Annotated in this window: 19 protein-coding genes; 15 read left to right on the forward strand and 4 right to left on the reverse strand. The window is 41.7% G+C overall.

Annotation, left to right across the window (positions count from 1 at the left end; genetic code table 11):
- Positions 1–118: 118 nt before the first annotated feature.
- From FED51_RS05560 to FED51_RS05580, 5 genes are all read left to right on the forward strand, one after another.
- A complete protein-coding gene (locus tag FED51_RS05560) occupies positions 119–667 on the forward strand; it encodes a DUF1572 family protein (protein WP_053431818.1) in 549 nt (182 codons plus the stop codon).
- A gap of 152 nt (positions 668–819) precedes the next feature.
- Positions 820–2,019, forward strand: a complete 1,200-nt coding sequence (locus FED51_RS05565) for a GTP-binding protein (RefSeq protein WP_053431817.1) — start codon at positions 820–822, stop codon at positions 2,017–2,019.
- A 111-nt stretch (positions 2,020–2,130) separates the two neighbouring features.
- On the forward strand, positions 2,131–3,093 hold the full coding sequence (locus tag FED51_RS05570; protein WP_053431816.1) for a CobW family GTP-binding protein: 963 nt from the start codon (positions 2,131–2,133) through the stop codon (positions 3,091–3,093).
- Between the two features lie 127 nt (positions 3,094–3,220).
- Entirely contained in the window at positions 3,221–4,222 is a 1,002-nt protein-coding gene (locus FED51_RS05575) for a permease (RefSeq protein WP_053431815.1), read from the forward strand.
- 11 nt (positions 4,223–4,233) lie between these two features.
- Positions 4,234–5,025 (forward strand): TIGR03943 family putative permease subunit, encoded by a 792-nt coding sequence (locus FED51_RS05580; RefSeq protein WP_053431814.1) that lies wholly within the window; start codon positions 4,234–4,236, stop codon positions 5,023–5,025.
- Here the strand turns inward: FED51_RS05580 and FED51_RS05585 are convergent.
- On the reverse strand, positions 5,022–6,041 hold the full coding sequence (locus FED51_RS05585) for a GTP-binding protein (protein WP_053431813.1): 1,020 nt from the start codon (positions 6,039–6,041) through the stop codon (positions 5,022–5,024). The genes FED51_RS05580 and FED51_RS05585 overlap by 4 nt on opposite strands.
- 24 nt (positions 6,042–6,065) lie before the next feature.
- Positions 6,066–6,335 carry a 30S ribosomal protein S14 gene (gene rpsN / locus FED51_RS05590; RefSeq protein WP_053431812.1) on the reverse strand — a complete coding sequence of 90 codons (270 nt, stop codon included), beginning with the start codon at positions 6,333–6,335 and terminating at the stop codon, positions 6,066–6,068.
- Between the two features lie 231 nt (positions 6,336–6,566).
- Between rpsN and FED51_RS05595 the strand changes: the two genes are divergently transcribed.
- From FED51_RS05595 to FED51_RS05630, 8 genes are all read left to right on the forward strand, one after another.
- On the forward strand, positions 6,567–6,959 hold the full coding sequence (locus FED51_RS05595; protein WP_053431811.1) for a hypothetical protein: 393 nt from the start codon (positions 6,567–6,569) through the stop codon (positions 6,957–6,959).
- 92 nt (positions 6,960–7,051) lie between these two features.
- Complete coding sequence (locus tag FED51_RS05600; RefSeq protein WP_083445595.1) at positions 7,052–7,624, forward strand: VanZ family protein; 573 nt, start codon at positions 7,052–7,054, stop codon at positions 7,622–7,624.
- Positions 7,625–7,657: 33 nt separating this feature from the next.
- The gene (locus FED51_RS05605; RefSeq protein WP_053431810.1) at positions 7,658–8,320 is read left to right on the forward strand and encodes an ABC transporter ATP-binding protein; all 663 of its coding nucleotides are present in this window, start codon (positions 7,658–7,660) and stop codon (positions 8,318–8,320) included.
- A complete protein-coding gene (locus FED51_RS05610; RefSeq protein WP_053431809.1) occupies positions 8,317–10,839 on the forward strand; it encodes an FtsX-like permease family protein in 2,523 nt (840 codons plus the stop codon). Before FED51_RS05605 ends, FED51_RS05610 begins: the two co-directional genes overlap by 4 nt.
- A gap of 368 nt (positions 10,840–11,207) precedes the next feature.
- Positions 11,208–12,752: an IS21-like element IS643 family transposase gene (gene istA / locus FED51_RS05615; protein ID WP_138090185.1), complete on the forward strand. Its 1,545-nt coding sequence runs from the start codon at positions 11,208–11,210 to the stop codon at positions 12,750–12,752.
- Positions 12,752–13,516, forward strand: coding sequence for an IS21-like element IS643 family helper ATPase IstB (istB, locus tag FED51_RS05620; protein WP_010900090.1), 765 nt, complete (start codon positions 12,752–12,754; stop codon positions 13,514–13,516). The genes istA and istB overlap by 1 nt, the downstream gene beginning before the upstream one ends.
- A 287-nt stretch (positions 13,517–13,803) precedes the next feature.
- Positions 13,804–15,189 (forward strand): PepSY-associated TM helix domain-containing protein, encoded by a 1,386-nt coding sequence (locus FED51_RS05625; protein WP_053431808.1) that lies wholly within the window; start codon positions 13,804–13,806, stop codon positions 15,187–15,189.
- 17 nt (positions 15,190–15,206) lie between these two features.
- Positions 15,207–15,680 carry a FixH family protein gene (locus FED51_RS05630; protein WP_053431807.1) on the forward strand — a complete coding sequence of 158 codons (474 nt, stop codon included), beginning with the start codon at positions 15,207–15,209 and terminating at the stop codon, positions 15,678–15,680.
- A 51-nt stretch (positions 15,681–15,731) separates the two neighbouring features.
- Here the strand turns inward: FED51_RS05630 and FED51_RS05635 are convergent, their stop codons facing one another.
- Both FED51_RS05635 and FED51_RS05640 read right to left on the reverse strand, forming a co-directional pair.
- Entirely contained in the window at positions 15,732–15,947 is a 216-nt protein-coding gene (locus FED51_RS05635; protein WP_053431806.1) for a hypothetical protein, read from the reverse strand.
- 16 nt (positions 15,948–15,963) lie between these two features.
- The gene (locus tag FED51_RS05640) at positions 15,964–16,401 is read right to left on the reverse strand and encodes a hypothetical protein (protein ID WP_053431805.1); all 438 of its coding nucleotides are present in this window, start codon (positions 16,399–16,401) and stop codon (positions 15,964–15,966) included.
- 425 nt (positions 16,402–16,826) lie between these two features.
- On the opposite strand from FED51_RS05640, the gene FED51_RS05645 reads away from it, so the two are divergent.
- Positions 16,827–17,453 carry an NUDIX hydrolase gene (locus FED51_RS05645; protein ID WP_053431804.1) on the forward strand — a complete coding sequence of 209 codons (627 nt, stop codon included), beginning with the start codon at positions 16,827–16,829 and terminating at the stop codon, positions 17,451–17,453.
- A 122-nt stretch (positions 17,454–17,575) separates the two neighbouring features.
- Entirely contained in the window at positions 17,576–18,412 is an 837-nt protein-coding gene (locus tag FED51_RS05650) for an AraC family transcriptional regulator (RefSeq protein WP_083445593.1), read from the forward strand.
- The last annotated feature ends 8 nt before the right edge of the window (positions 18,413–18,420 follow it).

The following is an 18,420-nucleotide window of genomic DNA, read 5'->3' on the forward strand; positions in this document are numbered from 1 at the left end:
GTTTTTCTGAGCGAGTGAAAATGCAACGTATTAACGTCATCTTTATTTATGACCATTTAATGGTGCTAAATGTGGTAAAATTTGATATAAAGGGACGTCAACTATTTTGGAGGTATGCATGAATATCGGTGCCGAGTATTTAAACGTCGTGATTGAGAGATTTCAAAGTGTCAAACGTCTAGGCGATCGAACATTAAGTCAATTATCGAATGAAGACATCCATTGGTCCCATCACGATGAGTCCAATAGTGTGGTGATCATTGTCAAGCACATGAGTGGCAATATGATTTCCAGATGGACTGATTTTTTAACGACCGACGGAGAGAAAGAATCTCGCAATCGTGACGAAGAATTTACCGACGATATCACTTCTAAAGCAGAACTAATGGCGATCTGGGAAAAAGGGTGGTCTGCACTCATGAAGGCGCTCGGTGAACTACAGCCTGACGATTTACTGAAGACGGTAACGATTCGCGGGGAAAAACATCTAGTCCTAGCAGCCATTGAACGGCAGGTGGCCCATTATGCTTATCATGTCGGACAGATCGTATATATTGGAAAGGAACGAAAACATACAGATTGGGAAAGCCTCAGCATTCCAAAAGGGCAATCCGAGACCTACTTACAGCAAATGCTAGATAAACATAGGTCAGATAATGAAAGGTGAGTAGCTTAGACTTTATTGACTAGCTCCATACAAATGAATGGGCTTTTTTGTCATGAAGCAAGAACAAAAATCTTTTGACACATGAAGTGGTCTCGTTTAAAATTGAAAATAGTAATCATTACGATTTACAAAAAGGATTTTAGGAGGCCCATATGAGTCAAACGATTCCGGTCACGGTTTTAAGTGGATATCTTGGATCAGGGAAAACAACGTTGCTTAATCATCTATTGAAAAATCGCCAAGGGTTAAAAATTGCGGTAATTGTCAATGACATGAGTGAAGTGAACATTGACGCCGAATTGGTGAAGCAGGGCGGTGAATTGTCTAGGACGGAAGAGAAATTAGTTGAGATGTCCAATGGCTGTATTTGCTGCACATTACGTGAGGATTTGTTAATTGAAGTCGAGAAGCTAGCACGTGCGGGAACTATTGATTATATCGTCATTGAATCGACCGGCATTAGCGAGCCGATCCCTGTGGCACAAACATTTTCCTACATTGACGAGGAACTTAACATTGATTTAACGAAGTTTTGCCGCTTGGATACGATGGTGACGGTTGTGGATGCGAATCGTTTTTGGCATGATTTTCGCTCAGGTGACAGCCTGCTTGATCGAAAGGAGGCGCTCGGTGAGGATGATGAGCGGGAGATTGCCGATTTGCTTATTGATCAAATCGAGTTTTGCGATGTGCTGCTGTTAAACAAGTGTGATCTTGTGGAAGAAGCGGAGCTTGAGAAACTAGAAAGCGTGCTCAAAACGTTACAGCCAAAAGCGAAAATCATTCGCACGATTAACGCGGAGGTTGACCCGAAAGAGATATTACATACGGGGCGATTTAACTTTGAAGAGGCGAGCAACTCTGCCGGTTGGATCCGAGAGCTTACAGCTGGACACGCGCAGCATACACCAGAAACGGAGGAATATGGGATTTCGTCGTTCGTCTATACGAGACGGGAGCCGTTCCATTCAGAACGCTTTAACCACTGGATTCATTCGATGCCTGAAAATATCGTTCGTGCTAAAGGGATTGCATGGTGCGCAACGCGAAACAACTTGGCGCTTTTACTCTCACAGGCGGGACCGTCTGTTACCATCGAGCCTGTTTCATTTTGGGTTGCCAGCCTTCCAGAAGCGGAGAAGCAGCACATTTTACGAGAAAATCCCCACTTGCTAGAGGCTTGGGATGAAACGTACGGAGATCGTCATACTAAATTAGTGTTTATTGGAACCGACTTAAACCCGGAAGAGATTACACGTGAATTAGACCACTGTCTGTTAACAGACGGAGAGTTTTCGTCGGATTGGGAGCAGCTAGAAGACCCATTCAAGTGGAATTTGCAAAGAGCGTAGACCTCTCCTATAAAAAAAGATAGAGCTCAACTTTGATTGGGTTCTATCTTTCCTTATTTATAAATAAGAATAATTACGATTTATCCGACGTAACAATAAAGGAGTACACATTTGAAGGGAGATCAAATGGTGAAAGTCCCAGTATTTATCTTAAGTGGTTTTTTAGGAAGCGGGAAAACAACGTTACTGGAACGGCTGTTAGTTGAAAGTGAGAAGAGAAAGCTAAAATCTGCGGTGTTAATGAATGAGATGGGAAAAACCGATACGGATGGTCAGATGATTTCAGGGAAAAGTCATCAGGTCGAAAAGCTATTAGATGGTTGTATGTGCTGCAATAAAAAAAGTGAAGTGGTTCATTGCATGGAAACATTGTTAGCACGAAAGCCTGACATACTCTTTATTGAGCTAACAGGTGTAGCCAACCCTGAAGAAGTAGTCGACTCGTTGACAGAGCCTCAGCTTATCAATCGAGTGTACGTGAAGAAGATAATTACATTAATCGATGCGGAGAATATTCTTGCTTATAACAGTTTGTTTGAGTCTGATCGAGAGCTTGTAAAAACAACGAGACGGCAAGTGGAAGTAGGGGATTTCCTCATAGTTAATAAAATCGACTTAGTATCAGATTCAAAAAAAGCGAAAATCGAAAAATTCATTAAACGGCTAAATTCTGTAGCTAAGACCGTATTTTCCACGTACAGCGAGGTGGAGTTAGATTCATTTTTCAATACGGCACCACCTTCGATTCAGCGCAACCGTATGAGGCTCAAAACGAATGATCATCATCATTCGTTTTCAAGAGTGAAAAGCATCACCTTATCCCTCTCCACACAAACAAGAAAGAAGGACATTGAAAGGTTTTTGAAAAAGTGGAAACCCCGACTACTGAGGGCTAAAGGGTATGTTCATTTTGAGAATGGTACGTATTTGATGCAGCAGGCCATGAAGCGGGTTCAATGGTCACGTGCCCTTTTTCTTGGCGAGCCGTACATTGTCTTAATCGGAATCGACTTACACGAGGAAGAGATCAAAGAAGATTGGGCGCGGCTTGTGGAGAAAGCAACGGTTGGATAGACGAAGTAGCTGCCTTATGCGGCTGCTTTTTTTTGATGACTTCATTTTTTCTAAATCATAATAATTCTGATTTACTGTTTGTCCGCATAGAGATGAAATAACCTACGTGCGGAGAGAAGGGAACTGGATGGATACGAAACAGGATTATACGGGAGTTGTAGGTTTTCTGTTGCTTGGGCTAGCGGCGATCGTGATGGTCTTTCATAAGCAGTTCACGCTCCATCAGCTCATCTTGCCTGAATCGCTATTAACGTTCAATGTGATTTTTTTAAGTATTTTTATCGAAGCGATTCCGTTTGTGTTAATCGGTGTATTGATTGCTGGAATCATTCAAGTGTTTGTTACCGAAGCTCATCTTAATCGATTCATTCCGCAACATCCGTTCTTGGCGGTCATTTCCAGCTGTTTCATTGGAGCGCTGTTTCCGGCGTGTGAATGCGGGATTGTTCCGATCGTGCGTCGCTTAATCGCAAAGGGAGTTCCCCTTTACGCCGGAGTAGGGTTTCTCCTGACAGGTCCTTTGATTAATCCGATCGTGCTGTTTTCCACCTATGTGGCGTTTGGAGGAAGTCTACCGATGGCCTTTTTACGTATGTCGCTCGGGCTCGTCATCGCCATCATTGTCGCTGGGCTGATTGCGAGTGTTTTTAGGCGAAATCAGCTAAAGCGGACAAGAGAAGATGTCACACGTGGTGAAACTGCCGGACCGAAGCCTCCGTTAGGCGAAAGGTTTAAAGCGATGTTTCGACATTCAATTGATGAATTTTTTGACATGGGAAAGTTTTTAATGATCGGTGCACTGTTAGCTGCATTCGTTCAAACCTATGTTTCAACTAGCTCTCTCCTCGGACTTAGTGAAGGGATCGTTACGTCTACGCTCATCATGATGGGACTTGCTTACCTTCTTTCTTTATGTTCAGAGGCGGATGCCTTTATTGCGGCTTCCTTTCATCATGTGTTCCCGCAAACCTCGCTCCTTGGATTTTTAATTTACGGCCCAATGTTAGATTTGAAAAATACGATCATGATGCTGGCGGTCTTTAAGTTTCGATTTGTCTTGGTGCTAATGGTGATGATCACAGGCACCGTTGCGGGGATTTTGCTACTAATGCATCCATGGATTGACTAGGAGGGCAGACGATGATGTACATACGCACAAACCAATTGCTGAAAGCGGTCATCTTATTGCTGTTTGCGGTGTTTCTCTTCCTGTTGCATGAGACGGGAGAGATCGCTCGGTTTATCAACCCCCAATACGTGCACCTCAGTCAAATTGCGTCGATCCTCTTCTTGTTTTTATTTTTCATCCAAGTGCCGAGAATGTTCACGAATTCAGAGGACGACCTTTGCGGGTGTGGCCTTTGGGGCTGTAGTCATGGAGAAGAAGGACGTTTTGCTATGAAGCATGTTATTTCCTATGGACTCATCAGCTTGCCACTAATGATCGGCTTTCTGTTCCCATTTAAAGATTTTGGAGCGGCTGAAGCGCTAAAACGAGGGGTTCAGTATCAAGTATCCCAACGCGAAGCACGCGATGAAGCCTCTTTAGAGAAAAATGTGCAAGAGCTGCTGGAGCAGTCTGCTTTGGTATTACACCGTGACAATTTCGTTAGCTCATTGCGGGCGCTAATGGCATACCCTACGCGCTTTGTTGGCAAACCAATTTTGCTAGAAGGGTTTATTATAGAGGACTGTCAGGATGAAAAGGTGACGGTCATTACACGATTTCTCGTCACCCATTGTGTCGCGGACAGCCATGCGGCAGGATTCATCCTTGAGCATGAGGATTCATTAGGGGGAAGAGAGGAGCAATGGCTTCAAGTAATGGGTGTGTTAGATGTCAAACAACATGGAGGGGTTTTATTACCTGTCATCCGCGTCATCGAGTGGGAGGAAATTGAACCTCCCGCAAACCCATACGTCTATCCTTAACCAAAGGCGATTCGATCATGGTTTGGTTGTAGGCACTCATGAAGGAGACGACTAAGTGCGTCACGATCTAGCTCAAAACCAATAAACAATAACTCTGTTTGAACGTCACGGTTCTCCATTAGATCTGTGGTCGTTGTGTCCACTTGAATATGGGCACCTACTTGAGAAATGGAGTGAAGCTCACCTGTTTGCGGGTTATAGCAACGCCCCTTCATGCGAAAAATGTCGTTCGGAAGATGCTCGAAAAATCGCTCCAACTGGTGAATGCCAACAGGCTGTGAGCTTTGATAGAAAAACGTATCAACCCCGTAGTTGTGGATCACTTTTACATGTTGTCGTGAAGCGACAAGGTTCCGCTGTTCCACATAAAGAGACGCATAGCCGTTCTTGTCAAAGGTTGTATGCCCCTTTTGGCAACGTTGAATGGCTTCGTGCAAATCACATAGCAACGCTCGTGGCTGGAGCACGCGTAAAAAAGCTGTAAGTTCACCGAGGCGCTCAGAGGAAAGCCCATCCTGGTGATAAAGACAAAGGGTGTCCGCTAACTCTAGCTGAAGGATGAGCGCTTCCCCTAACGTTTGAGTGAAATCTTGGTCAGCGGTGATAATCTCGTGTTCTGAGAAGTAAGAAAACCAAAACGCTTTAGCATCCAATACGTGAACATGGGATGCAATGAACCAGCGACGATCTGAAGTGAATTGCTCTAAAAGGCTGTCGATGGATGAGAAAGGAGAAACATCTAAAAGAATCTCATCTGTGCTACGGTTTTGGTGCTCTTTAGCTAATAATGACATCAGATCCTCTTCGGTTGTTGCTTCCACATGATGGATCGCCTCGCCAATAAAGCTTGTTACCGGAAAAGGATCCTCACCATTTAATGTAAGCTTCATAGCTTTGGGGTGAAAGCGAATGATCTTTACGTGGTTTTGCCGGTTTTCTTGATAGCTTTTCATCAACTCTCTCTTCCCGTTTTCCGAGAAGCCTGAGATCACTGTGAGTGGCTTTTGTCTATTCAACCTCGACACCCCTTGTCTAATTCATTACCAGCTTGATTTTTTCACGCCAGGAATTTGCCCTTTATGTGCAAGCTCGCGAAACGCAATCCGTGACAGCTTGAACTTGCGTAAGACGCCCCGTGGTCTGCCGGTCATTTCGCATCGTCTCGTTAACCGAGTAGGGGAGGAGTCTCGAGGAAGCTTTCGGAGTGCTTCGTAGTCACCTTTTTCTTTTAACTCTTTTCTTAATTCTGCATAACGAGCGACGAGCTCCTGACGTTTTTTTTCCTTTGCGACTTTTGATTTCTTCGCCATAACGTTTACCACCTTTCTTTTGAAAATCAAAATCATTACGATTTATATCATAGTAGAAATAGCGTCGGAAGTAAAGGGTTGTGACGAAATCAATCGTAATCGTTACGGTTAGTTAGTTGATTGCAATCGTTTAATAGAGTGGATTCAAAATAATAGGAAATGTTGTTGACTTTTTACAATCTATATATATAATAAAAAAAAGTAAATATATAAAAAGTGGGAGATGAGGAAATGAAAAGAATGAAACTTGGTATTATTGGTTTTTGTGTGGTAGCTTTATTAGTAGTGCCAACAAATGCAAATGCTTATTCTGGTTCTTATAGCTTTGATATTTCTTACGGTGTAGAAGGAAGCAAGAAGCATAGTTTAGCCAATAAAAGTACAAGTACAACAGCCAGAGCAAATACCTATTGGCATAGTGGTGAAGTTAAGAGTTCAAAAGGAAGATATGATGTTTCCTTAAAAAGGACGTTAAAAACTTATACAACGTCACTAATAACAGCAGACGGTACTAGCGCAAAACGTAATTTCGGAACTGTTACGAAGAATGATTACACTGTAAGAGTAGATAAAAGAACTGGGGATGCGGATCGAATCAAAGGATCTGGTACTATTAATCAATAGTTTAAGAGATTGATTATTCTGTTAGCGATTTGTTTGAATGTTCAAACAAATCGCTAACTTTTGTATAAATTGTACTCACTAGGAGGCCTTCCATGAATAGTTTTATCAGCATTCCAGTCGCGTTCATTTTTGCATTTCTATCCATTATTTATATTGTTATTGATTTATTTCGAAACAAGAGGAAACGATTTAAGAGAAGAGTTGTTTTCTATAGTTTTCTTTTTTATCTAACAGGAGTCATCCATGTAACGATTGGAGAGCTTACCTTTCCCCCACAGACCTATCAAGATCAACTTATGCAGCTAATTCCATTTTATTTTATATACGACTTTATCGTAGTACAGCAAAATGCAGGGAATTGGTTTTTAATGAATACCATTAAGCTTTCTTTCTACAATGTCTTGTTGCTCCTTCCTTTAGGTGTTTATGTGAGTCTATTATTTGAGGTCAACCGGCTAAGCAGAGCGGCTCTAATTGTTTTTTCCACGAGCCTATTGATCGAAGTTACGCAACTGACATTATCGGGTTTTGGATTTGTCTGGGCCCGGAGTTTTAACGTGGATGACTTATTGCTAAACACGCTTGGTGGTGTGATTGGTTTCGTTGTGGTTCGAGCGATCATAAATAAGCAGCAACAGAGGAGTCAATTAAACGAAGCTAGTTAATCAATTTGGATGAGTATTTGAGGAGTGTTACATATGGCAGTTTCACTAGAAGCCAGAGACTTAAGCAAAACATATACTGGAAAAAATATCGTAAAACGTGTAACGAAAACGTTTGATCAAGGGATTCACGTCATTAGAGGGAAGAGTGGTTCAGGAAAATCAACGTTATTAAGCTTGTTAGGAGGGATGGAAACGCCAACTACAGGAAAGGTGATTTTTCAGGGACAGTCATTTTACGAACAATCAGAGAAAGAACAAGCGAAAGTGAGAGGTACATTTTTCGGCTTTATTTTTCAATCCTTTCACTTAATACCAGAATTATCAGTCTATGAAAATATATTGCTTCCGCTTCAGTTCACAAATGATTATAAGAAAGAACGAAACATTCATTCACTGGCAGTAGACTTAGGCATCGATCAGAAATTAAACATGTATCCGTTATCTTTATCAGGAGGGGAACAGCAACGAGTGGCCATAGCGAGGGCGATGATTACAGAGCCCAAAGTGATTTTTGCCGATGAACCGACGGGTAATTTAGACCGTAAGTCTAGTGAGATGGTAGAACAAAAAATGAGACAGTTATGCAATGACCTCAATCAAACACTAATCATGGTGACTCATGATCAGTCTATTTTTCAAAAAGATGTTCACTCTTATTGGATGGAGGATGGATACATACAAGAGGTGAGTCCATGAGTATGATTCGACTAGCCCTGAAACTGTTACAATCACAAAAGAAGTGGATGTTTTTAACACTATGTACACTGGTTGCCGGACTTACGGTATGTACAACAGTCTACTTTTCTACTCAAGCTATTAAGGGAGCCATTTTAGAGAAATCTTATAAGCAGTATGGAGAGTTTGACGCGGTATTACTCGATGTTAATGATTCTAATGTTGCGGTTGATAGGATTCAAAAAAAATATCCTCATGCTCAAATTGGCAAAATGGGTTTGGTGGGATCAGTCAGAGAGAATGAAATAGAAGCAACCGTTGGTTGGATGGATGAAACGTCAGCAACATTAGGACACTTGAAGATTAACGATGGAAGATTGCCTAAAAAATCTGGGGAAATAGCTATTGAAGAGTATTACTTACACACGATAGACCCTAGTTGGTCGCTCGGAGAAACAAGAACACTTAACATTGGTACTCATACGGATACATATACATTGGTAGGAATTGTTGAGAACTATTCTTCTGAGTGGTCAACTCCGTTAGATGTGGAAAAAGGTGTTAATGATTTTCCTAACTTTTTTATAAGTGTAGAGGAATTTAAAAATAATGAAAACACTGTAACCGTACATCTTATTGTGAAAGTAAGCGAGTCAATAAGTAGCGCTGAAAATAAGGCGTTTGAATTGTTGGAAGAGTATCAATACAATGGGTATTTCAACGAAAACCTTTTTTACGTTGGTTTAATTGATTACAATGTCATTTCATTGTTTTCAATGATCTTTATCATGATAATTGCTGTTGTAAGTACCCTTAGTATTTATCAACTGTTTGCTTTTTTTTACAGAGAACAGGTGAAAAAATCTGCTATTTTACGGGCATGTGGTGCGACTTATTATCAAATCTATAAACTTATTTTTGTTCAGTTTTCCTTTCTATATTTTGTGAGTATCTTAATGTCATTGCCATTAACGATGATTGTATCGTTTGTTTTTATTAAAAATACTTTTATAGATGGGAGTATTTTTAGGGATGTAGGTTATGGTGATCTTCTAATTGGATCATTGATCATTATCGTTGTTTTTCTTGTCCAATCACTGACTGCTTTTGTTCCGCTTCTTAAAAGAAAAGATCATTCAATTTTAGAAATGCTAAAGGCAAGAAAAACGAATAGGGAAAAAAGAATTCTGACTCACCAAAGTTTCCCTATTCAATTTGTAGTCAATCAAGTAATTAGCAGATGGAAGCAAACAACCTTATCCATTCTTGGTATAAGCAGTGTAATATTAATATTTTTTGTTTTCGTCTTCTTAGCTAAAGAAACAGAAGGTGTTTGGGAAGGTGAAGAGGATTTTTACTATTTAGCATCACAAAAAGGATACAGTTATGAACCTTTAGCTGGTATGAAATTATTATCAGTTGATGTCATCACTTTTGATTTAGATGATGTTAATAGTCTGGAAGAGCATGAAGGGGTTGAATTTGTTGAAAAGATCCCATTTTCAGAAGACGTATTTCCTATTCTAGATGAACGTCAACAGACACCCTTCCTTAAACAATGGAGCTCTCATTTTATTGAAGAAGGACAAGAAAGTGATATAAGCCATTTCATTAAGGATGAATTGCTAAAAGGCTCAAAGCCACTCCCTAATGTCAACTTCCTGACGGTTAATGAAGAGGAATTTAATAAGATCACCGATTATTTTTTTAACAGCGAAGAGGATTATGCAAAATTTTCTCGTGAAAACCATCTAATGATTTTTTTACCTAGTGACTTTCCTGAAGAAGAAATTCAAGCTTTACAAGGAGAAGAACTAATACTAGGGAAGTTAGTAAAGGATATTGAAGGGGAACATAGATTAGAACAGTGGCCGTATACCGTATCGAACATCGCAATCGGAGAATTTACGTTACCGATAAGGGAGACCATTGTTCAACATCTCAGTGGGATTACGATCGTCGTTGATGAAACCCAGGCTTTTTCTCAAGGGATATTTTCAGGTTACTATGATTTGAAGGTTTATCCTAAACATAACATTGATCGGGAACTTCGATTAGAAGTAGATACTTTGACGAGAAATTTAATTGCAATGATACCGGGGAGCCTATATCAACCGATATTAGAATGGTTGCAAGAAGAAAAAAAGTTAATCGATTTTATTTTTTGGACAGGTTGGTTACTATTCTTTGTTACGGTAGCTTTGTCATCTATTAGTATTGGTACAAACGTATACAGCCGATTTATGGAGAAAAAAGAAGAATGGGCCATCTATTTAGCGAACGGAATGAATCGAAATGTTATGGCCAAATGTTTTCAGCTAGAGCTCCTTATATATTTTGTTGCAAGTGTTGTCATAAGTACGCTTGCTTTTGTGGCTTTAGTTTCTTTTATTAATAGAAGTCACACTGTTCTTCTCTATTTAATATATTTCGGTTACTCCATTCTCCTTGTTTTTGCTTGCCTTTACGTATGTTCCGTTTTCATCATAAAACGAGCGAACAAACGCTCGATATTATCTCTTATTCGGAAGCCTGAGTAGAAGGGCCAATTCCTCTAAGGCGGATAATATAGCTGTCAGACCCCTCTCAAAGATTTTCTAGAGAGGGGTCATCTCTGAGTCTGCCGATGCAATGTTTCGTTTATACACATGATGACGATCGGTAGTTTATAGGACGCGTTTTTTCGATATGATCATACTTCGATTGAAACAAAGCTTCGTTAAAAGTCTTCATTTTTCATAGAATCTTCCCCCGAAGTATCAAATACACTTCATGGTGTAAACGCTAGAATGAAGTTGACAGTTTTTGCTCGATAAGATTTTACACTTTTGCTCAATCAACCTACTACTTTAGTAAAATAGATAGTAATGTTATTTTACTGGGGGTTAGGGTTTTGGAGGAGAAGTTAGTGTTATATGTAAAGATCCATGAATTACGTAAGAGAAAGTTTAAAGTAGCACAAATCGCTAAGGAGCTGAAAGTTTCAAGACCGACTGTCTATAAGTATTTAGACATGACATTTGATGAAGCAAAAGCATACACTGAACACCCTTTGGGGAAGAAGAGAAAACTAGATCCCTACAAAGACTGGATACTTGCTTGGCTAGAAGAATACCCTCATCTAAGTAGTGCTCAAATTCATGATTGGCTTTTGGAGAGATACCCCGATCTTGTCGTCGGTGGAAGTACGGTGAGAACGTATGTGAAAGATATTCGTGAGGTTTATCAGATTGAGAAGAAGGCCATGGTCCGTCAATATGAAGCCGTTCCTGAACAACCAATGGGTAAACAACTTCAGGTAGACTGGGGTGAGACAAAACAGAAAACGACAGACAACAAAGAAATCAAGCTCTATTTCATTGCCTTTGTCCTCGCTCATTCCAGGCAGAAATATATGGAATGGCAGGCGCGTCCTTTTACGACAAGAGACGCGATTCGTTGTCATGAACATGCCTTTCAGTTCTATGGAGGACGAACAGAAGAAATTGTTTATGATCAGGATCACTTAATCGCAGTGAGTGAGAATGCTGGACAACTGCTTTTAACAACGGAGTTCCAACATTATGTGAATGAACGTGAGTTTAACGTTCACTTGTGCCGAAAAGCCGATCCGGAATCTAAGGGCATGATTGAGAATGTAGTGAAATACATAAAGGGCAACTTCGCAGACAGTCGAGTGTTTAGCGATATAGAAGATTGGAATAGTCGAGCACTACAATGGCTTCAGCGTACCGGGAATCATCAGGTTCATCAAACAACGAAAAAAAGACCAGCAGAAGTGTTTCTCCTTGAAAAGCAACACTTACTGCCAGTCTCTTCGTTACTTTCATATGAAAGTACCCATAACCAAAGTATAACAAGAATTGTAAGCAAGGACAACACCATCCGGTACAAGTCAAACCGTTATTCTGTTCCCCTAGGGACGTATCAAACAATGAGTGAGAATCTTGTCTGGATTGAAGTGAAAGACGAAGGTCAAAAGACGCTCGTCATTCGCAGAGAAGCAAAAGGTGAAGTCATTGCCGAGCATCTTGTGAGCTCAGAAAAAGGAAAACTCATTCAAAATCGCCATCACACTCGAGATCGCTCCAAAGGGGTTGAAGAGCTTAAGCAACGCCTCGTCTCTTGCTTTGAAGATCAAGGTCAGGCAGCTGCTTATTTAGATGAGATCAGCCAAAGATACCCGAGGTATCGTCGAGATCAATTTGCGATCCTCTATAAGATCATTCAACAGTATCCAGCATTCATTGATACTGTTTTGACAAAGTGCATGGCAGAGAAACTATATCATGCGAATGATTTTCGTGATATTGCTCATCACCTTCATACATTGCGAGATGAACCGATTGAAGAGGGACAACCCTTTTATACTAGCTCACCAAAGCATTCTCATATCAAAGCATCTACCCGTTCTCTACTTGCCTATACCAGCATTTTAGGAGGTAGAGCATGATGAACAAGACTGTGCATGAATTACAAGATCAATTTCGTCAGTTACGTTTAGCAGAGACGGCGGAGGAGCTGCCACAGCTTCTTCGCGAAGCTGAAAAAGCATCATGGACCTACCTGGAATTTTTAGAATCGATCACTCGATATGAATTAGCAAAACGTGAAGCAAAAAGCCTCGAGAAAAGAATGAAATGGGCGCGCTTCCCTTTCGTGAAGTCGTTAGATGAGTTTGAACTGAAAGGACAAAACGTTCTGACGGCTCGTCAGCTTTCTCAACTCCGAGAATTAAGCTGGCTAGAGCAGCAGTACAATTTAATCCTTCTGGGTCCCCCTGGTATAGGTAAAACACATATCGCCATTGGATTAGGACTGGAAGCTGTGTATAGAGGATTCCATGTTTACTTCGCTACAATGGGTGAGCTTGTGCAGCTTTTAAAGTCAGAAGAATACCTGAATAAATCTAAAGTTCAGCTTAAAAGAATTAGAAATGCCGACCTTGTGATTATCGATGATTTAATGTATATGGCGATGGATCAGAGAGAAGCAAACTTGTTTTTTCATTTGATTAACCATTTATACGAACGAAGTTCGATCATCCTGACTTCAAATAAGAGTCCAGAAGAATGGGGTCATTTAATTGGAGATCAAGGAATCACAACAGCTATTTTAGATCGCTTACTTCATCGGGTGGAAGTCATCCATGGTGGAGAGAATGAGGAAAGTCATCGCATGAAAAACCGGAAAAGCATTTTTTCAGCAGAAGTGTAAAAAGGAAACGAGCAAAAAGTGTAAAATTCGACTTGACGTCTACACATGGACAAGTCCTTGAATAAAGATCGTAAAGTTCTCTGTTAAAGGTGTAATTTTATAATTGCTTTTTTGATCTACAAGGATGACCGCTGGTTACCCCTCTTTGCAGCAGGCGCGATAATGGAGCATTACTAGAGAGACAGATCGAAAATTTGACAAATTTAGAAACTCCTTTAGATTTCACGTCCTTTTCACAACTTTTGTTTACACTGACTTCGGAAACTAGAAAGGAGAAGGAGTGGACGATGGTGGAAGCGGCAAACGAGAGGGTGAAAACAAAAGATGCCGAGCAGAGAAAGCGAGCGCGATACCAAATCGTATGGCGGTGGCATTTTTATGCAGGCCTCATATTTTCACCGTTTTTGATCATTTTAGCGATTAGTGGGGGCGTCTATCTTTTTAAACCACAAATTGAATCGTCCCTGTACCAAGAGTTGTACTACGTTCAGGAGATAAAGGAAACTACGTTAGCGCCGTCTGCCTTAGTGGCACGTGCGAAGGAAGCTTTTCCAGAGTCGCCCGTAAGCTCGATACGATTTTACGACGATCCTCAGCGGACAACGGAGATCAGCATGGTGAAGGATGGGGAACGGATTTCCGTTTATGTGAATCCTTACGATGGAGTCGTTCAAGGTTCTCTCGTGAACAGCGAAAAGCTAACAGAGATTTTTAAAAAGATTCATAGTGAATTGTGGGTTGGCGGTACGTTTGCGAACAGGCTTGTCGAGCTTGCGGCCTGTTGGGCGGTGATTTTATTGATCACTGGACTTTATATTTGGTGGCCGAGAAACAGAGCGTCCATTTGGGGGACCATCCTTCCGCGATTTAAGAAAAAAGGACGAGTCTTTTGGCGTGACATGCACGCGGTGCCAGCGTTCTGGTTATCTTTGTTCATCTTGATTTTAATTGCAACAGGTCTCCCTTGGACAGGAGTGATGGGGGAGCAAATCAATCGTATCGCTACATCAACGAATACGGGATATCCCCCGTATGCACTTAGCTTTAGGGACAAGCCGGAGTCGACTGTTAAAACAAAAGAGGTGGCAGACGATGTTCCGTGGGCAACTGAACATATAACGGTTCCTACCTCCTCAGGAGGACAAATCCCGATTTCTCTTGAAGATGTGACGTACCTTGCAGAGACAAGAGACGTGAACAAACCATATACGATCTCGATGCCGGAAGGAGACACGGGTGTTTATACGATCGCCAGCTCCCATACGAAACCTGGGGATAATGCTACCATCCATGTGGATCAGTATAGCGGTGCGATTTTAAGTGATGTGCGTTTCCATGATTACGGAATGATGGCGAAAGGGATTACGATCGGAATCGCTCTTCATGAAGGACGGTTGTTCGGCTTACCCAATCAAATTCTTGGTCTTATCACCTGCCTAGGTTTGATCGGGTTAATTGTTAGCTCGTGGATGATGTGGAAAAAGCGAAAGCCTCAAGGGTCATTGGGGGCACCTACTCAAGTGAAGGATCGAAAGGTTTCGCGAGCGGTTTTTCTCATCATGATGGTCATGGGAATCATCATGCCTCTCGTCGGGCTCTCAATTATTTTCATTTATTTCTTGGATCGCTTTGTTTTATCTAAAATGAAGCGACTGCAAGCGTGGTATTCATAATTGGAGGAGGAATGAATGTGAGACAGGCACGTTTCTATTATGTTTTCGTCATTTTACTGGTGGTTGTGGCAGGATGTACAGCCAATACCGATCCGGCAGAACTGTCACAAGACAGAATGGAGGTCATTGACGTAGCGTTTGCGATTTCGGATGAGCTAAAACCAAACACTCTCCATGAGTTGGCGATTCACGTCACACAAGGAGACGAGAATGTGACAGATGCGACAGACATTCAATTTGAAATTTGGCAAGGCCACGATCGGGAGCAAGGAGAGCTTATCGAAGCAAGCCATGTGGAAGACGGGATCTATCTGGTGGAGTACGAATTTCCCGAAGACGGCATCTATTTTGTCCAAGCCCATGTGACGGCGCGGGGTCTCCATGTTATGCCGACGGAACGGCTAATCGTCGGTGACGTATCAGAAGAAGAGCTTGAATCATTGGAGGAGGACTCTGGACAAAGCGAAACCGGCGGAGGCGCCCATCATTAAATAGAGGCTAAAATCTACTGGTGGAGTGACAAAGCTTACTCCACCAGTAGATTATCCATCTTTTTTAACGAGAAGATAGATTCCAATTCCTAAAGGGACGAATACACATACATAAACAAGTGGATCAATATAATGAATCCAATGTACATAGTGGGAAGGAGTGGTTTTCTCAACGGCTTGGGATAAAATCGCGAGCATGATCACCAGTGCGGAAAAGAGGAGAGCTAAGCCGATGAGGACGAAACCATACATTTTCGTAGTGGACAATGCTTTCACTACCTTTCTATTGTTCATTTGGTTCATTCGGTATGGAGTTGAGTAAATCGTCAGAGAGTTGGGACTTGGCTAATTCTCGTAATCTTTTATAAACGATGCCCTTCTCGTCAACTAAGGTGAAGGCTGTTTCCCCGTTTGTCTCAATGATCACTCGTTCGGACAGTACGATAATCGAATGATCCTCATCAATATCTGGCAAGGTCAGTCCACGAATGATAAAGCCACGGAATCCAAGAACTATCTCTTTACTAGACTCGGCCGAATGGTCTGGTAGCTGCTCGATCAATGATGTCATCTCGTCTATTTCCTCTGCTGCCAATGCCCATGTCGGATTTGGCTGGCCTGATAACAAATCGACTTCTACTTCTGCTTGACCTACCGTTTTCCCGCAACTTGAAACGATGAACACGAGTACGGCTGCTAGCATTACCTGTCTTAGCTTCATTTTCATTCGTCTCCTTAAAGGGGATGGACAATAAGCTTTGCCTGAACGATCTTTCCAACGACGGGCAATGGGATAGTCTGTATAATAAGAAGGGAGGCATGATGACAGGAAGTAATTGTCATATATAGTATAAAATAATCCACATATCGTAACGTGTCAACTATTTATTGGTAAAATTATGTCTGGTTAAGCAACCACCTCATTGACGGTCATTTCCTAAGAGCTCGATTTATTTTGGGAATGGACTCGCTTTCAAGAGAGCCATCCCGATTTTCTTCGTAAGTATAATCGCTTGAAAGAGCAATTTCATGGAAAGCAGATGGAGATGTATCGTAGAGAGAAAAATCGATTTTTTGAAACGGTCTTAACATCAGAAGCGTATCAATCATTTGTACAACAAATAGACCGCACGAAAGGAGGAAGCGATGGAGAGTGAACGCCTGAAGATTTTCGATGAAGATGGCAATCCCATTGGTGTGGCTACTCGTGAGGAAGTCCATGCCCGCGGGCTTTGGCATGAAACGTTTCACTGTTGGTTTATGACCAAAGAAGATGATACGCACTATCTCTATTTGCAAATCCGCAGCGAGCAGAAGAAGGATTATCCGAACTTATTGGACATTACAGCGGCGGGACACCTACTTGCCAATGAAACCGTTCAGGATGGGGTACGGGAAGTGTGTGAGGAAACGGGAATCGCGGTTTCATTTGAAGTGCTCAAGCCTTTAGGGATCATGAAATATAGCTTGACACGAGAGAAGTTAATCGATCAAGAGCGAGCCCATGTGTTTTTGTATCAAGATGGCATCACGTTTACTGATTTTCGCTTACAGCGTGAGGAAGCCGCAGGGATGGTTCGAGTGCGATTCGCAGATTTTTATATGTTTTGTTTGCGAAAAAAAGAGGAAGTTGTCATAGAAGGCTTTAAACAAAACGAGAGCGGTGAAAAAATGCCCGTCCTTGAAAAGGTAGGATGGGAGCATTTTGTTCCCCATGAACCGTCATTTTATGAAGAGGTTGTGAACCGAATCGACAAGGCGATAAAGTCATAGAGCAACAGGCAATTTTAAAGATTTCCTGTCTATTGACCAAGTATAAGAGGGACGGTTTTCCTATGATATAGAGCTTAAGCAGGAACGGCTGAGGCGATTGACATAGAAAGGGTGGGTTGGCAGTGGATGTCGATTTAAATGAGCTTGCCGGGCAATTTGCCAGCGGTTTTTTAACTGTTGACGGGGTGTACCGAACGACTTTAGAAGCAGGGCGTGTTCTCGGACATACGCGTGCGTATCCGACCCCAAAATCTGGATTTTTGTTTGCGTTAAAAGGGGAGGCGTCGTTTGTATTTAACGGAACTGCTTATCATCTCAGCCCGGGGAAAGTCGTTCATGGTGGCAAAAATATGGAGCTGATCGTCAAAGTAGGACCGGCAGCTTTTGAATATTGTCTGATTCATTATACGCTTCATACACGATCAAACCACCGGAATGATACGGATTCCCACTTTTTACTGGATCCCGGTGAAAATTTGGCGATTACCGAAAAGCTAGACCTGTTGCATCGAATTAAAAGCACCCCTGGAAATTTTCCTGAAATCCAAGCGAAAGCATTGTTTTACACGATCTTTCATGACATGTTGATTTGTGCGCGGAATCGGTTAAATCGGGAAAGCCAACTGGTGATTGAGCAAGTGGTGGAATATATCCACCATCATTATATGGAGCCGATGACGGTGAAAAAATTAGCCGATATGAGCGGCATGGGAGTTAAACCGTTTTCTTATTTGTTTAAGAAATACATCGGTATGTTTCCGATCGATTATCTCATTCAGTACCGATTAAAACGGGCAAAAAACCTTCTCGTCTCGAGCAACAGTAGCATCGCTGACATTGCTGAGAGCATCGGATACTTGGATGCCCTTTACTTTAGCCGATTGTTTAAAAAGCATATCGGCTGTTCACCGACGGCTTTTCGTACCCAGATGGGGAATTGTCCATCTGATGATCAGTAATCGTCTAT

Source organism: Halalkalibacterium halodurans, assembly GCF_005671335.1.
GTDB classification, from domain to species: Bacteria; Bacillota; Bacilli; order Bacillales; family Bacillaceae_D; genus Halalkalibacterium; species Halalkalibacterium halodurans.

Coding starts and splice junctions, on each gene's coding strand:
- FED51_RS05645 (WP_053431804.1), top strand. CDS start 16,827: ATGGAGAGTGAACGCCTGAAGATTTTCGATGAAGATGGCAATCCCATT.
- FED51_RS05575 (WP_053431815.1), top strand. CDS start 3,221: ATGGATACGAAACAGGATTATACGGGAGTTGTAGGTTTTCTGTTGCTT.
- istB (WP_010900090.1), top strand. CDS start 12,752: ATGAACAAGACTGTGCATGAATTACAAGATCAATTTCGTCAGTTACGT.
- FED51_RS05560 (WP_053431818.1), top strand. CDS start 119: ATGAATATCGGTGCCGAGTATTTAAACGTCGTGATTGAGAGATTTCAA.
- FED51_RS05625 (WP_053431808.1), top strand. CDS start 13,804: ATGGTGGAAGCGGCAAACGAGAGGGTGAAAACAAAAGATGCCGAGCAG.
- FED51_RS05605 (WP_053431810.1), top strand. CDS start 7,658: ATGGCAGTTTCACTAGAAGCCAGAGACTTAAGCAAAACATATACTGGA.
- FED51_RS05610 (WP_053431809.1), top strand. CDS start 8,317: ATGAGTATGATTCGACTAGCCCTGAAACTGTTACAATCACAAAAGAAG.
- FED51_RS05640 (WP_053431805.1), bottom strand. CDS start 16,401: ATGAAGCTAAGACAGGTAATGCTAGCAGCCGTACTCGTGTTCATCGTT.
- rpsN (WP_053431812.1), bottom strand. CDS start 6,335: ATGGCGAAGAAATCAAAAGTCGCAAAGGAAAAAAAACGTCAGGAGCTC.
- FED51_RS05595 (WP_053431811.1), top strand. CDS start 6,567: ATGAAAAGAATGAAACTTGGTATTATTGGTTTTTGTGTGGTAGCTTTA.
- FED51_RS05580 (WP_053431814.1), top strand. CDS start 4,234: ATGATGTACATACGCACAAACCAATTGCTGAAAGCGGTCATCTTATTG.
- FED51_RS05600 (WP_083445595.1), top strand. CDS start 7,052: ATGAATAGTTTTATCAGCATTCCAGTCGCGTTCATTTTTGCATTTCTA.
- FED51_RS05565 (WP_053431817.1), top strand. CDS start 820: ATGAGTCAAACGATTCCGGTCACGGTTTTAAGTGGATATCTTGGATCA.